Source organism: Bradyrhizobium sp. S3.2.6 (assembly GCF_040546885.1).
GTDB classification, from domain to species: Bacteria; Pseudomonadota; Alphaproteobacteria; order Rhizobiales; family Xanthobacteraceae; genus Bradyrhizobium; species Bradyrhizobium cytisi.
The window spans coordinates 73,640-86,394 of sequence record NZ_JBEPOS010000003.1; the positions used below are offsets into that span (position 1 = coordinate 73,640).

Consider the following 12,755-nt stretch of genomic DNA (forward strand, 5'->3'; position numbering starts at 1 on the left):
ACCCCGCTCCGGCGATTGCCTCACTTCCCCGCCACGAAATAAAAATCTTCCCGGCCCGGCGGCGAGCCATACGAAAACGGCTGCTGCTCGTGCTTGGTGACGGTCCAGACATCGTCGCGCACGATGTCGAACAGCTTTCGGATCTCGATTTTCGGCACCTTGATCTCGCGGGCGAGCGCGCTGGAGAACGGGCTGTCGGCACCGTTGTCGCCGTCGATCGCGGTCTCGCCGTGCTTGGCGGCGTAGACCACCATGAAGCCGGCACCGGGCTCGATGTTGGAAAAGCCCTTGTCGACCAGCTTCAGCGACAGCGTGTGCTGCATGGTCGGCGCGAACGGATTGTCGCGGCAGGCGTCCAGAATCACCAGACGCACTTTTCTTGCCGCGCCCACCGCTGCGATCACCTGCTCCAGGGCGACGGCTTGAGTCTCGGCATCCCGGTCGACGGCGAGCTTGGCATCGATGGGAACGAGATAATTCACCCCGCCAATCTCGAAACCGTGGCCGGCATAATAGACCACCGCCCAATCGGCCTTCTCCGCTTCGTCGGCAAAGGTCTTCAGCGCGTCGAAGAACTTGTCGCGGGTGAGGTCACTGACGGAGATCACGGTCTGGAAGCCGACCTCCTTCAGCACGCTCGCGATCAGCTTCGAATCGCGCGGCGGATTGGGCAGAGCGTGGACGTTCTTGTAGGCGCCGTTGCCGATCACCAGCGCAACGCGGCGCCCGCTGGGCGCGCCGCCCGGCGTTTGCGGCGTCAGCGCGGCGAGCCGCTCCTGCGCGATGGTGCGGGCGCGGGCAACATCGAGCTCGTCGAACTTCGTCAGCGAATAGGCGGCCGAGCGATAATCGGCGCGGGCCTGGGCGAGATCCTTCTTGCGCTCGTAGACCTGGCCGCGGCCGGAATGCGCGCGGATATTGTTCGGGTTGAGCTGAAGCGCCGTGTTGTAGTCCTTCAGCGCGGCGTCGAAATCGCCCTTCATGAAATAGACGTCGGCGCGGTTGTTGATTGCGTAGACATTCCTCGGCTGCTTCTCGATCAGGCCGTTGCAATCGGCAAAAGCCTGATCGTACTTGCCCATCATGCCGTAGGTGGTGCAGCGGTTTCCGGCAATCTGTTGCGCGGCCGGATCGATCTTCTCGGCCTCCGCGAAATCGGCGAGCGCGCCGTCATAATCCTTCATCAGCGTGCGCACGCGGGCACGGTTGGTCCAGCCGAGGATGAATTTTGGCGTGTATTTGATCGACAGGCTGAAATCATCGAGCGCGCTTTGCAGCGCGCCGCGGCGCAGCTGGATAACGCCGCGATTGTTGTAGGGAACGCCGTAGGTCGGTCGCTTCTGGAGCGCGAGGTTGTAGTCGGCCATCGCAAGGTCGTCCTTGCCGGTGCGCTCATAGGCGAGGCCGCGCAGGTTGAGGATGACGGCATTGTCCGGGTCGAGGCCCGCGGCCGTGGACAGGACATCGATCGCGCGATCGTAGTCGCGCTTGTTGATCAGATTATTGCCGCGCACCGAGAGCGCGACCGCCTTGTCCTTGCCGGTGACACGATCGGCGTTGAGCAGGTTCTCGCAGGCCGTCGTCCGCGCCTGAAGGTCAGCCTGGCGGTCGCGGCAGGTGGCGAGGTCGTCGCCGGCTTGCGGCTCCGCCGCGGCGATCGCAAAGCTGGAGACGAGCATGACTGATATCAGGAGGACGACGCGCAGCATGTTGTCGGATCAGCTCCAGCCACCACATCTTAAGTCGATCGGCGATCGCGCCGGTTCATCTAGCCCGGAGTTCCCCACCGCGCCAAGCCGGGCCAAGGATTTCACGGGTTCGTGTCTCCAAAGCCGTAACAATCGCCCGGTCCGCCCGTATCTCCGATGTCTGAAAACGCCGGGCAGGCTGTTCGCCCGCCCTCAACCGCCCTAAACTGTCAGGCCTTCCGAAAGAGGATCCGCCATGCGCCGCTCCGTCCTGTCCCTGCTCGCCGCCACCACCGCCTTGACGCTGGCCTTTGCCGCACCGGCCCGGGCCGCGGAAGACGCCGTCGTGATCCCTGCCCCCGCAATGGACACAGCACCCGCAAGCGGCATCCAGACCGCGGTGATTGCCGGCGGCTGCTTCTGGGGCGTGCAAGGCGTATTCCAGCACACGGCCGGCGTCGTCAACGCGGTCTCCGGCTATGCCGGCGGCAGCAAGGCGACCGCCGATTACCAGACTGTCTCGGGCGGCCGGACCGGCCACGCCGAGTCGGTCGAGATCAAGTTCGACCCGAAGAAGATCTCCTACGGCAAGATCCTCCAGATCTACTTCTCGGTGGCGCACGACCCGACCCAGCTCAACCGCCAGGGCCCCGACAGCGGCACGCAATATCGCTCGGCGATCTTCACCACCTCAGACGAGCAGAAGAAGGTCGCGGAGGCCTATATCGCCCAGCTCGACGGCGCCAAGGTGTTCAGCAAGCCGATCGTGACCAAGGTCGGCGCGCTGGAGGCGTTCTACCCGGCCGAGGCCTATCATCAGGACTATCTGACGCTGCACCCGAGCCAGCCCTACATTGCCTATAACGACATCCCGAAGGTCGAGAACCTGAAAAAACTGTTCGCGGATAACTACATCGAGAAGCCGACGCTGGTGAGCGCCAGCAAGGCCACCAACTGATCGCGAGATCACCGAAAACAAGATCATCAGAAAACGGGAGACCCATGCCCGACACCAAGACGAAAATCACCGACGACAAGGTCATCAAGAGCGAACAGCAGTGGCGGCAGGAATTGTCGCCGATGCAGTACGCCGTGCTGCGCGAGAAGGCGACCGAGCGTCCCTTCTCCGGCGAATATGAGCACGATCACCGTGCCGGCACCTATGTCTGCGCCGGCTGTGGCAACGTGCTGTTCGAATCCGACGCCAAGTTCGACTCCGGCTGCGGCTGGCCGAGCTTCACTGCGCCTGCGGCCGAGAGCCATGTCGACGAGGAGCGGGATACGACGCACGGCATGGTCCGCACCGAGGTGCTCTGCGCCAAATGCAGTGGCCATCTCGGCCACGTCTTCCCCGACGGACCGGGACCGACCGGCCTGCGCTATTGCATCAACTCGGCTGCGCTCAAGCTGGAGCCGAAATAAGGTTGCGCGCCGCCGGTTCCCCGGTGGAACCCGGCGGCGCGATATGCTTTTCTTGTCTGGCGTGCAGCCGATGAGCCTAATCCGGCCGCCGCCAGGGAGGACACCATGTCACTCGGGACCATCCTGATCATCCTGGTGATCATCTATCTCTTGGGCGGCTGGTCTGGCCGGATCGGCGGCTATGGCTACGGCATGGGCCATTCCGGCATGGGGATCGGCGGCGTCGTTCTGGTCGTGCTGGTCGTCCTGCTGCTTCTTGGCAAGCTGTAAACCATATAACTCATTGAAACTACTTTTGTTATAGCCTCTGCGGGGCTGCCATGCGCGGATTCATCATCTCCCATCGCAGGGGTCGCATTTCTGTGAAAACAGCCTATATTAGTGGACGAAAATGATGTGCGGCGGGCTCGCCTGATTGTGGCCTCCGCCTCCCCAACCCCACGCGCTTAAAGCCCCAGACAAGATCACGAGGTCTTTGACCATGCGTCCACTGCGTCCGTTCAACTTCAACACCTCCGCCGAGCTCTTCCCCGCCGCCATCCGCAAGAAGAAGCGCGCGGGCTTCACCTATCGGCGGTTCGGCACCGCGGCCGAAGCCGTGCAGTTCGCGATGGAGCAGTTGCCGACGGATTCGCTGAATGGCGCGTATCTCCAGGTCGAGGAAGCCCGTTTCGACCAGAACGGCATCCGCTCGCTCTATGAGAGCGAGGCCTTCCCGCTGCCGCGCCACCGCAAGCCGGAGCCGGTCGCGGAAGCCGACGCCGACGCGGCGTAAATTTTCTTAAAGTCTCCGATGTGCGCAAAGCGCGATGGCCGAACGGCTGTCGCGCTTTTCGCTTTTCTTAAAGGGCGGGCTTCAGAGGCGCGGCTGCTTGTCGAGCCAGCGGCGCAAGAGGCGCACGTTGCGCATGTTGGCGCGGAACATGACGTCGAAGGCGTCGCCCGCGAACGGCACGATGCCGACCACGCCGTCGAGGGCGACATTACCGAGCATGCGGGCCGTAAGATACCAGGGCGCGCCGAGCGCGCGGGCCTCGCGCACGAGCCAGAGCGAGATCGCGGTGGTGATGATATCGCCGACGACAGGGATCAATCCGATCAACCCATCGATGCCGTAGCGGATATTGGTGCCGGGCAGGACGAAGGCGACGTCGAGCAGCTTGGCGAGCGCCTCAAGCCGCGCGATCCGCTGCTCGCGCGTCAGGTTGCCGAACGGATTGCCTTGGCCGAACTCAAAGCGAAACTCGCGGAACCCCTGCTCCAGGGTTTCGGGAGCGATCTCGTGGCCTTCCTGGTCGATGATCGGTCCGCGCGCCGCGCGGTCCGAAACATCGGCGCGCGACTGCGTTCCTGAGCGGGACTTGCGTGGCGCGAGAATGTCGTCGTCGGGCATGGTCATGTCCATCAGGAAACGCACGAGCACAACAGAGGTTGCTGCGCCGCGTCCGAAGGTCGCGCGCTCAGCTCGCCGCCGCCGCGGGCCGCGGCTCCTCGACATAGCGATGCACGAACCAAGAGGACAGCACCGCCGGCACGAAGCCAACCAGGCCGTACAGGATGAACTGCACCGCGCCCGAATCCGACCCGCGCGAGCCGTAGGTCAGCGATGCCAGGATGAAGGCGAACAGGCCGACCAGCAGCATCCGCCGCACCGGCCCGACGCGCCTGACATGGATCAGGATGTCGTCGACCGCGCCGATCATCAGCGAGGGCAGGAAGCCGAACAGATAGCTGTATTGCAGCGTCTTGAAGAATACGACGAACAGCTTGCCGACCTCGCCGAGACTGGTCTGGGCCCAGTAGCCGGACTGGTAGGTCGTCGTCAGCAGCAGCAGGAAGCCGCCCACGAACGGACCGACGAGCGCAAACACCAGATAGCGTTTCATCAAGAACTCCTCATACGCACGAGCTTTTATAGCAGCGCGGCGGGAACCTTGGATAGCGCGGTTGCGCGCTGTTTGGGGGAACAAGCAGCAAAGCGACGAGTTCAGACTGGAGGTTGAGATTCATCTGTCAGATCTGGAGCCGCCGATGTCTCGTAAACTGGTATTGCTGGCGACGATCACTCTCTCGGCTCTCGGCGGCCTGTCGAATGCGCCCGCCTTTGCGCAAGGCCATATGGGCACGCCGCAGGAGCAGAATGCCTGCTCGCGCGACGCCTCGCGGCTGTGCCGCAAGGATCTCGGCAATGACAATGCGGTGCAGGGCTGCCTGCAGGCGAACCGGGCCAAGCTGTCGAGGTCGTGCAGCAAGGTGTTCCAGACTCACGGCATGTGAACGTCTCACATTTTGCGTGACGGTCGCGCAACAATTGCGAATTCATTCGCGCCGCCCATTGCAGCTCTTTGACAATCGCGCATACTTCGCTCGGGCGGCGCAGCACTTTTCGATTCGAACATCAACAGATCGAGCGACCACATGCGGGACCAAGGTTCCCGGCGTGAAGACTGTGACATGCGGCAGATCAAGTCGCGTGCAGCGCCCCAAAACCAAGTGGTTCGACCCACGGAACTCGGGGACGCATTGTTCATGACACGCTACCAAACCATCGCTTCGCTCTTGAAGACCGCCGCTTCGCTGTTCGCTCTCACCGCCACCGCGATCGCCCTCCAGACATCACCCGGCCTCGCCTTCTCGTCCGAAGCACAGCAGATGTGCACGGGCGATGCGATGCGGCTGTGCTCCAGTGAGATCCCCGACATCACGCGGATAAGGGCCTGCATGGTCCAGAAAAAAGCGCAGGTCAGCCCCGGCTGCCGCGCCGTGATGGACCGCGAGCACGCAGCCGCCACTGCGGCACGCAAGCGGGAAGCGACCGCGCAGTAACCCATCTGCAAGTCATTCCGGGGCGGCGCGCAGCGTCGAACCCGGAATCCATCTCGCTGCACAGCGCGCGGCACGATGGATTCCGGGCTCGCGCGTCGCGCGCCCCGGAATGACGGAAGAGAACTAGGCCCGGCCTAATCGCCCCACTGCGCGAAGGCGTCGTTGAAGGCGCGTTCGCCGGGGGCGCCCTTCTCGATGGCGATGATGGCGCGGCGCTGGTTGGCGTAGACCAGCGGCACGTCAAACCACGAGCGCTCCTTCAGAAGCTGGACGTTGCGGGAGCGGTCGGCGTCGACATTGGAGAGGCCGACCAGGAAGAAGCCGTCGGTGACCTTGACCGCGAGTCCCGCGAGCGGCGTGCCGCGCGCCTGCTCGTTCGACTTCATCAGGATGCCCGGCACGTTGGAGACGCTGCCGCCCGGAAAGTCCGGCGGCAGGATGAAGGTCAGCTCGGCTGTGTGGCTCGCCGGCAGCGACGAGTCGGTGTTGCGGCGGAACGACATCGTCATCTTGAACTTGCGGTCGGGGATCTCGATGTCGGCGCGCACGGCGACGTCGGCCTTCTGGTTGCCCGAGGCCTTGATCGGCTCGAGCCGCCACACCACCGAGCCGACATATTGCTTGCCCTTCGGGTCGGACGGATCCTCGTCATAGAGCACGACCTTCTGCGCCACCGGCGCAGCCGGCTGGTCGCTCGCCGAGGGCTGGCCGACGCGATCCGGAATCTTCGGCTTGCTCTGCGGCTGCGCGGCATCCTTCGGCGCCTCCACCACCTGGGTGGGCGAGGGCTTGAACAGATTGGTCGCGGTCTGCACCAGCGACTTGCCCCACAGGATGCCGGCGCCGACCAGGATCAGCACGATGCCGATGGCGATCGCACTCTTGAACGGGAAGATGGAGCCGGCGCGCTTGGGCTTCCTGGCGCCGCGGTCGGCTGCGATGCGCGGACGCGGCGACGACGACTGCGGCGCGTAGCGCTCGGCCTCCTCTATCGACTCGTCATAGGAATAGGGCGCGTCGGGTTCGGCGGCGCGGTTCTCCAGGCTCGGCTCGAGCCGGTCGAATTCCGGCGAGGGCGACGGCACGTTGGCGTAAGTGCGGCGCGCGGCGCGGTTGGCCTGCGCGGCGGCGCCGCCGAGATCGTTGACGTCGGCGGTGATGTCGCGGAAGCCGCGTACGCCTGGCGCCGGCGGTGGCGGCGGTCCGCCATCCGGCGGGCGGCGCGAGGGCGAGCGATCGCGCCCGGCCGGCGGCTCCGGCGCAGCCGGCTGGCGCGGCGCATCGAAACGCGGGGCGCGGGGCGGACGCGGCGCGTCGTTCTGGTCGTCGCCGCCGAGCGGCGGGCGATCGCTGCGCGACGGCGGTGCGGCGGGACGGGCCCGCGGCGGCGCGGCCGACTGAGGAGATGCGGGCGGGTTGTTGTCGGCCGCACGGGCGCTGGCCCGTCGGAACGCATCGCCGCTGCCGCTCCCGCTGCGGGCGCCACCACCGGGGCGCGAGGCCTCGCGGGCACGCTGGGCGGCCTCCGATTCGACCTTGCGGACGGCCTCCTCCAGCGACAGCCGCTCGCGGGTGATCTCGGATTCGGAGAGCGGCGGCTGGACGCTGCGGAGCTGCGCGATCAGGGCCGTGCGCGCCCGCTCATAGAGCGCGCGCCGGCTTTCGCCGGGAGCGTTGGGGTCCAGGGCGGCAATAGCGCGGGCGATCAGCGGATAGTAATCAGCCATTTCTACTCAACTATACGCGCGTCCTGGTAAGAGATCGTTAAGCCTCAAACGGGTTTTGTACGAGGATAGTATCCTCGCGTTCGGGGCTGGTGGAAAGCAGCGCCACCGGGCATCCCACCAATTCCTCGATCCGGCGGACATATTTGATGGCCTGGGCGGGCAGATCGGCCCAGGACCGCGCGCCGGCGGTCGGCTCCTTCCAGCCCTCGATGGTCTCCCAGATCGGCTCGACCCGGGCCTGGGCGCCCTCGCCGGCCGGCAGATGGTCGATCTCCTTGCCGTCGAGCTTGTAGCCGACGCAGACATCGATCGAATCGAAGCCGTCGAGAATGTCGAGCTTGGTCAACGCCAGCCCGTTGATGCCGCAGGTTCGCACGGTCTGGCGGACCAGCACGGCGTCGAACCAGCCGCAGCGGCGCTTGCGTCCGGTATTGACCCCGAACTCGCGGCCGCGACGGCCGATCTCCTCGCCGACCTCGTTCAACAGCTCGGTCGGGAACGGTCCCTGCCCGACGCGGGTCGTATAGGCCTTGCAGATGCCGAGCACGTAGCCGACGCCACCCGGACCGATACCCGTTCCGGTCGCAGCCTGCCCCGCCACCGTGTTGGACGAGGTGACGTAGGGATAGGTGCCGTGGTCGACGTCGAGCAGCGCTCCTTGCGCACCCTCGAACAGGATGCGCTTGCCGGCACGCCGCTCGATGTCGAGCAGGCGCCAGACGGTCTCCGCATAGGGCAGCAGCTGGGGCGCCAGCGCGCTCAGCTCCTTCAGGATCTCGTTGCCGTCGAACTCCGGCAGGTTGAGGCCACGACGCAGCGCATTGTGATGCGCAAGGAGCCGGTCGATCTTGTGCGGGAGCGTGTCGAGGTCGGCGAGATCCATCAGCCGGATCGCGCGGCGGCCGACCTTGTCCTCATAGGCCGGTCCGATGCCGCGGCGGGTGGTGCCGATCGCGGTCGCGGAATTGGAGGATTCGCGCAAGGCGTCGAGCTCACGGTGCAGTGGCAGGATCAGCGTGACGTTCTCCGCGACGCGCAGATTCTCCGGGCCGACCGCGACGCCCTGGCTGCGCAGCTTGGCGACCTCGTCGAGGAAGGCCTGCGGATCGAACACGACGCCGTTGCCGATCACCGACAATTTTGACGGGCGCAGCACGCCGGAGGGCAGCAGCGCGAGCTTGTAGGTCTCGCCATTGATCACCAGCGTATGGCCGGCATTATGGCCGCCCTGGAAGCGCGCGACGATGTCCGCCTGCTCCGACAACCAGTCGACGATCTTGCCCTTTCCTTCGTCGCCCCATTGGGCGCCGACGACGACAACATTGGCCATTCGCGGGTAATCCTTCGAAGAATTTAGATGCGCCCAGCCCAATTCCCGGCCCGGAGCCGTTCGTACGCGAGGCACCAACCGGATAAAGGAAGCAGCCTCTCTAGGCAAGCAAGAACCGGGCTTTTTGAGGACCCAACGCCCGATCCAAGCCTTTGATATCCCCGGAAAATCCGGAAACCTTCCAGGGCGATGCTCTCCCTTCGACCAAAGCGTGAGGGGCAGCCCCGGCCGCTGCATGGTGGCGATGCATCCGCCCCGTTGCTGCGACCTCGATTTCCGTGTCTTTGAACCGGGCCGGGTCTCGACCGGCCCGGACGTCGCCGGGCCGGAGGCCTTGGCGTTGTTGCACGCGGGGCCATAACAATCACAATGTCCGCCACCGGCCAGACCACCAGCACCGAAACATCCGGCCAGCACTGGATTGCCAACCAGCCTTATCTGCTGCTTGGCATCACCGCGCTGTGCTGGGCCGGCAATGCGGTCGTCGGGCGCCTCGCCGCCGGCCACATCCCGCCGGTGACATTGTCCTTCCTGCGCTGGAGCTTCGCCTTCCTGCTGGTGCTGCCGTTCGCCTGGAAGCATCTCGCCCGGGACTGGCCCGCGATCCGCGCAAAGCTCGGCCTGATGGTCGTGCTGTCGATCACCGGCATCGGCGCCTTCAACACCCTGCAATATTGGGCGCTGGAGCATACCCAGGCGCTCAACACCTTGCTGTTGCAGTCGGCCGCGCCTTTGCTCGTGGCGCTGTGGTCGCTGGCCATCCTCGGCATCCGCCTCACCGCGGCGCAGGCCTTCGGCGTGGCTCTCTCGATGTGCGGCGTGCTGATCATCCTGCTGCACGGCGATTTCACCACACTGTCGAACATCGCCTTCAACAAGGGCGACCTGATCTTCATCGTCGCGCTCATCATCTTCGCGCTCTATTCGGTGCTGACCTTGAAGCGGCCGCCGATGCACGGCCTGTCGTTCCTCGCCTTCACCTTCGGCGCCGGCGCCGCTTGTCTCATTCCGCTCGAGATCTGGGAGCTGTCTGCGCGTCCCGTGATGAAGCTCGACGGACCGAACCTGCTGACCCTGTTCTATGTGTCAGTGTTTCCCTCGACGCTCGCCTATCTCTGCTTCAACCGCGGTGTCAGGCTGATCGGCGCCAACCGCGCAGCGCCGTTCTTCCACGTCGTGCCGGTGTTCGGCTCGATCATGGCGATGGCCTTTTTGGGCGAGCACCCGCAGGCCTTCCACTTCCTCGGCTTCGCGTTGGTGCTGTCAGGCGTGTTCGTGGCGTCGAGGAAGCAGGCGACGTAGACTCTTCCTTCAATGAACTCAACGCGAGAGGTTCGTGCGCGGAGCGAAAGAGCGCCCGCGATATGAAGAATGCGTCCAACATATTGACCGCCCATGGCGCCTCTTCGGGTCGTGCCTGCATTGTAGCATTGCGGCGGCGTGCCTTGTGTCACGACGCCAATCCGGCGCAAGCTCGCACCTGACGCCCATGACGATCGCTTCGCCCGCGCCACCTGCCTCGAGTCCGGCCGGCTGGCTCAACAACCAGCCTTATCTGCTGCTCAGCCTGAGCTCGCTGTTCTGGGCCGGCAACATCGTGCTTGCGCGCCATGTCGGCGCGCATGTGCCGCCGCTGACGGTGACGACGATCCGCTGGTTTGGCGTGTTCCTGATCCTGCTGCCGTTTTCATGGCCGCATCTGAAGCGCGACTGGCCGGCCTTGCGCAAAAGCCTGCCGCTGATGCTGTTCCTGTCGCTGGTCGGCTTCGCCTTCAACAACGCGATCTCCTACTGGGCCCTGCAATATACCGAGGCGCTGAACGCGCTGCTGATCCAGTCGGCAGGTCCCCTGTTCGTGGCGCTGTGGTCGCTGGTGCTGTTCGGCGTACGGCTGACCCGCGGGCAGCTCGCCGGCATCGCGATCTCGCTGCTCGGCGTGCTGGTCATCATCCTGCGCGGCGACCTCGCGGCGCTGGCGAGCATCTCGTTCAACAGGGGCGACATCATGTTCGCCTCCTCGCTGGTGGCGTTCGGGCTCTACTCCGCCTTCATCCCGCGCCGGCCGAAGGTTCATCAGCTATCGTTCCTGTCCTTCACCACCTGCTGCGGCGCCATGATGCTGCTGCCGACGGCGATCTGGGAGGTGTGGAGCGGCAATGTCATGCAATTCGACACCGTGACGCTGCTGACGCTCGGCTACATCTTGATCTTCCCCTCGACGCTCGCCTATCTGTTCTTCAACCGCGGCGTCGCGCTGATCGGGCCGAACCGCGCCGCGCCGTTCTTCCATCTGGTGCCGGTGTTCGGCTCGGCGATGGCGATCCTGCTGCTCGGCGAAAAGCTCCAGCCGTTCCACCTGATCGGTTACGCGCTGGTGCTCGCCGGCGTCGTCATCGCCTCGCGCCAGGGCTCGGCGGTGAAGTAATTCCGCAGCGCGGACGCACAACGAGTCTCGTGTCCCGGACAAGATGCAGCGCTCAAGCGCTGCATCGCAGAGCCGGGACCCAGTCTGCCGCATGGGCCCCGGTTCAGCAGCGCATCACGCCGCGAAGTGCGGCGCGCTGCACTGCGCCCGGGGCACGAGACAAACTCGTGGCTTCCGGTTTCAACGAGGAGACGCTAGGTTCCCCGCCAACGAAAAACGAGGGAACGTCCGAACATGCTGTCATCGCTCATGCGCGTTCTGCGCACCGCTGCCGTGCTGTGTCTTGCTGCCGCATCCGCCGCGCAGGCCGACAACTGGCCGAGCCGTAACATCACGCTCGTGCTGCCGTTTGCAGCCGGCAGCGGCACCGACACCACGACGCGGCTGATCTCGCAGCATCTGTCGCAGGCGCTCGGCGTCGGCATCGTCATCGAGAACAAGGCCGGCGCCAACGGCATGATCGCGGCGACCTATGTCGCGCGCTCCGCACCCGACGGCTACACGCTGTTGGTGACGACCAACACCACGCATTCGGCCAATCCCTATCTGCTCAAAAGCCTGACCTACGATCCGGTGAAGGATTTCACCCCGATCGCGCGCACCGGCGACCTGCCCTTCATGCTGGTGATCCACCCGGACGTGCCGGCCAGGACAGTCGCCGAGCTTGTCGCTTACGGCAAGGCCAATCCGGGCAAGCTGAGCTACGCCTCGGGCTCGTCCTCGGCGATCGTGTCGGGCGCGACCTTCGCCCACAATGCGGGGCTCGACCTCCTGCATGTGCCCTACAAGAGCTCGCCGCCGGCGCTCAACGATGTCATGGGCGGCCGCGTCTCGATGATGTTCGTGGACATCCTGACCGGACTGCCGCATGTCCAGGGCAACGCATTGCGGGCGCTCGCCGTCACCACCAAGGACCGCACGCCGCTGATCCCCACTCTTCCCTCGATGCAGGAGGCCGGCGTGCCGGACTTCGACATCTCGTCATGGCAGGGCTATTTCGGCCCAGCCGGCATGCCGAAGGAGATCGTGACCCGGCTCAACGCCGAGATCCGCAAGATCGTCGAGAAGCCTGAGATCAAGGCCCAGCTCGCCACCCTCGGCATGGACGCCTTCTCCGGCACGCCGGAGCAGCTCGGCACGTTCGTGAATGAGCAGCTGGTGCTGTGGGAGCGGCTGATCCGGGATGCGGGAATCGAGAAGCAGTAGGGGATGGTCCCGTGTCCCGGACGCGCTGCAGCGTGATACGCTGCTGCGCAGAGCCGGGACCCAGACTGCCGCTATTATGGGCCCCGGCCCTGCAGCGCACCGCTGAAGAAGCGCTGCACTGCGTCCGGGGC

The 12,755-nt window shown here is 65.2% G+C and carries 14 protein-coding genes; 9 read left to right on the top strand and 5 right to left on the bottom strand.

Translation table 11 applies throughout. The features are described 5' to 3' along the window. Nucleotides 1–20 precede the first annotated feature (20 nt). A complete protein-coding gene (locus ABID58_RS08110) occupies nt 21–1,709 on the bottom strand; it encodes a tetratricopeptide repeat protein (RefSeq protein WP_354032253.1) in 1,689 nt (562 codons plus the stop codon). A gap of 235 nt (nt 1,710–1,944) precedes the next feature. Here ABID58_RS08110 and msrA point away from each other — a divergent pair, with 235 nt between their 5' ends. From msrA to ABID58_RS08130, 4 genes are all read left to right on the top strand, one after another. Beyond that, nucleotides 1,945–2,646, top strand: a complete 702-nt coding sequence (msrA, locus tag ABID58_RS08115; RefSeq protein WP_354032254.1) for a peptide-methionine (S)-S-oxide reductase MsrA — start codon at nt 1,945–1,947, stop codon at nt 2,644–2,646. A 44-nt stretch (nt 2,647–2,690) separates the two neighbouring features. Then, nucleotides 2,691–3,110: a peptide-methionine (R)-S-oxide reductase MsrB gene (msrB, locus tag ABID58_RS08120; RefSeq protein ID WP_354032255.1), complete on the top strand. Its 420-nt coding sequence runs from the start codon at nt 2,691–2,693 to the stop codon at nt 3,108–3,110. Nucleotides 3,111–3,215: 105 nt separating this feature from the next. Beyond that, nucleotides 3,216–3,380: a DUF3309 family protein gene (locus ABID58_RS08125; protein WP_148754539.1), complete on the top strand. Its 165-nt coding sequence runs from the start codon at nt 3,216–3,218 to the stop codon at nt 3,378–3,380. Nucleotides 3,381–3,591: 211 nt separating this feature from the next. After that, nucleotides 3,592–3,885, top strand: coding sequence for a hypothetical protein (locus ABID58_RS08130; RefSeq protein ID WP_148754538.1), 294 nt, complete (start codon nt 3,592–3,594; stop codon nt 3,883–3,885). An 81-nt stretch (nt 3,886–3,966) separates the two neighbouring features. Here the strand turns inward: ABID58_RS08130 and ABID58_RS08135 are convergent, their stop codons facing one another. After that, the gene (locus tag ABID58_RS08135) at nt 3,967–4,509 is read right to left on the bottom strand and encodes a DUF4112 domain-containing protein (protein ID WP_354032550.1); all 543 of its coding nucleotides are present in this window, start codon (nt 4,507–4,509) and stop codon (nt 3,967–3,969) included. Nucleotides 4,510–4,570: 61 nt separating this feature from the next. Next, nucleotides 4,571–4,996, bottom strand: a complete 426-nt coding sequence (locus ABID58_RS08140) for a DUF5413 family protein (RefSeq protein WP_354032256.1) — start codon at nt 4,994–4,996, stop codon at nt 4,571–4,573. A gap of 145 nt (nt 4,997–5,141) precedes the next feature. On the opposite strand from ABID58_RS08140, the gene ABID58_RS08145 reads away from it, so the two are divergent. Continuing rightward, nucleotides 5,142–5,387 carry a hypothetical protein gene (locus tag ABID58_RS08145; RefSeq protein WP_187435237.1) on the top strand — a complete coding sequence of 82 codons (246 nt, stop codon included), beginning with the start codon at nt 5,142–5,144 and terminating at the stop codon, nt 5,385–5,387. A 252-nt stretch (nt 5,388–5,639) separates the two neighbouring features. Next, a complete protein-coding gene (locus ABID58_RS08150) occupies nt 5,640–5,936 on the top strand; it encodes a hypothetical protein (protein WP_354032257.1) in 297 nt (98 codons plus the stop codon). 134 nt (nt 5,937–6,070) lie between these two features. Here ABID58_RS08150 and ABID58_RS08155 read toward each other — a convergent pair whose 3' ends face one another. Continuing rightward, on the bottom strand, nt 6,071–7,663 hold the full coding sequence (locus ABID58_RS08155; protein WP_354032258.1) for a hypothetical protein: 1,593 nt from the start codon (nt 7,661–7,663) through the stop codon (nt 6,071–6,073). A gap of 37 nt (nt 7,664–7,700) precedes the next feature. Then, nucleotides 7,701–8,993, bottom strand: a complete 1,293-nt coding sequence (locus tag ABID58_RS08160) for an adenylosuccinate synthase (RefSeq protein WP_354032259.1) — start codon at nt 8,991–8,993, stop codon at nt 7,701–7,703. A 369-nt stretch (nt 8,994–9,362) separates the two neighbouring features. On the opposite strand from ABID58_RS08160, the gene ABID58_RS08165 reads away from it, so the two are divergent. The 3 genes from ABID58_RS08165 (at nt 9,363) to ABID58_RS08175 (ending at nt 12,624) form a co-directional block, all read left to right on the top strand. Next, a complete protein-coding gene (locus ABID58_RS08165) occupies nt 9,363–10,295 on the top strand; it encodes a DMT family transporter (protein ID WP_354032260.1) in 933 nt (310 codons plus the stop codon). A gap of 187 nt (nt 10,296–10,482) precedes the next feature. After that, nucleotides 10,483–11,418: a DMT family transporter gene (locus ABID58_RS08170; RefSeq protein WP_354032261.1), complete on the top strand. Its 936-nt coding sequence runs from the start codon at nt 10,483–10,485 to the stop codon at nt 11,416–11,418. A gap of 234 nt (nt 11,419–11,652) precedes the next feature. Beyond that, nucleotides 11,653–12,624 (top strand): Bug family tripartite tricarboxylate transporter substrate binding protein, encoded by a 972-nt coding sequence (locus tag ABID58_RS08175; protein ID WP_354032262.1) that lies wholly within the window; start codon nt 11,653–11,655, stop codon nt 12,622–12,624. The last annotated feature ends 131 nt before the right edge of the window (nt 12,625–12,755 follow it).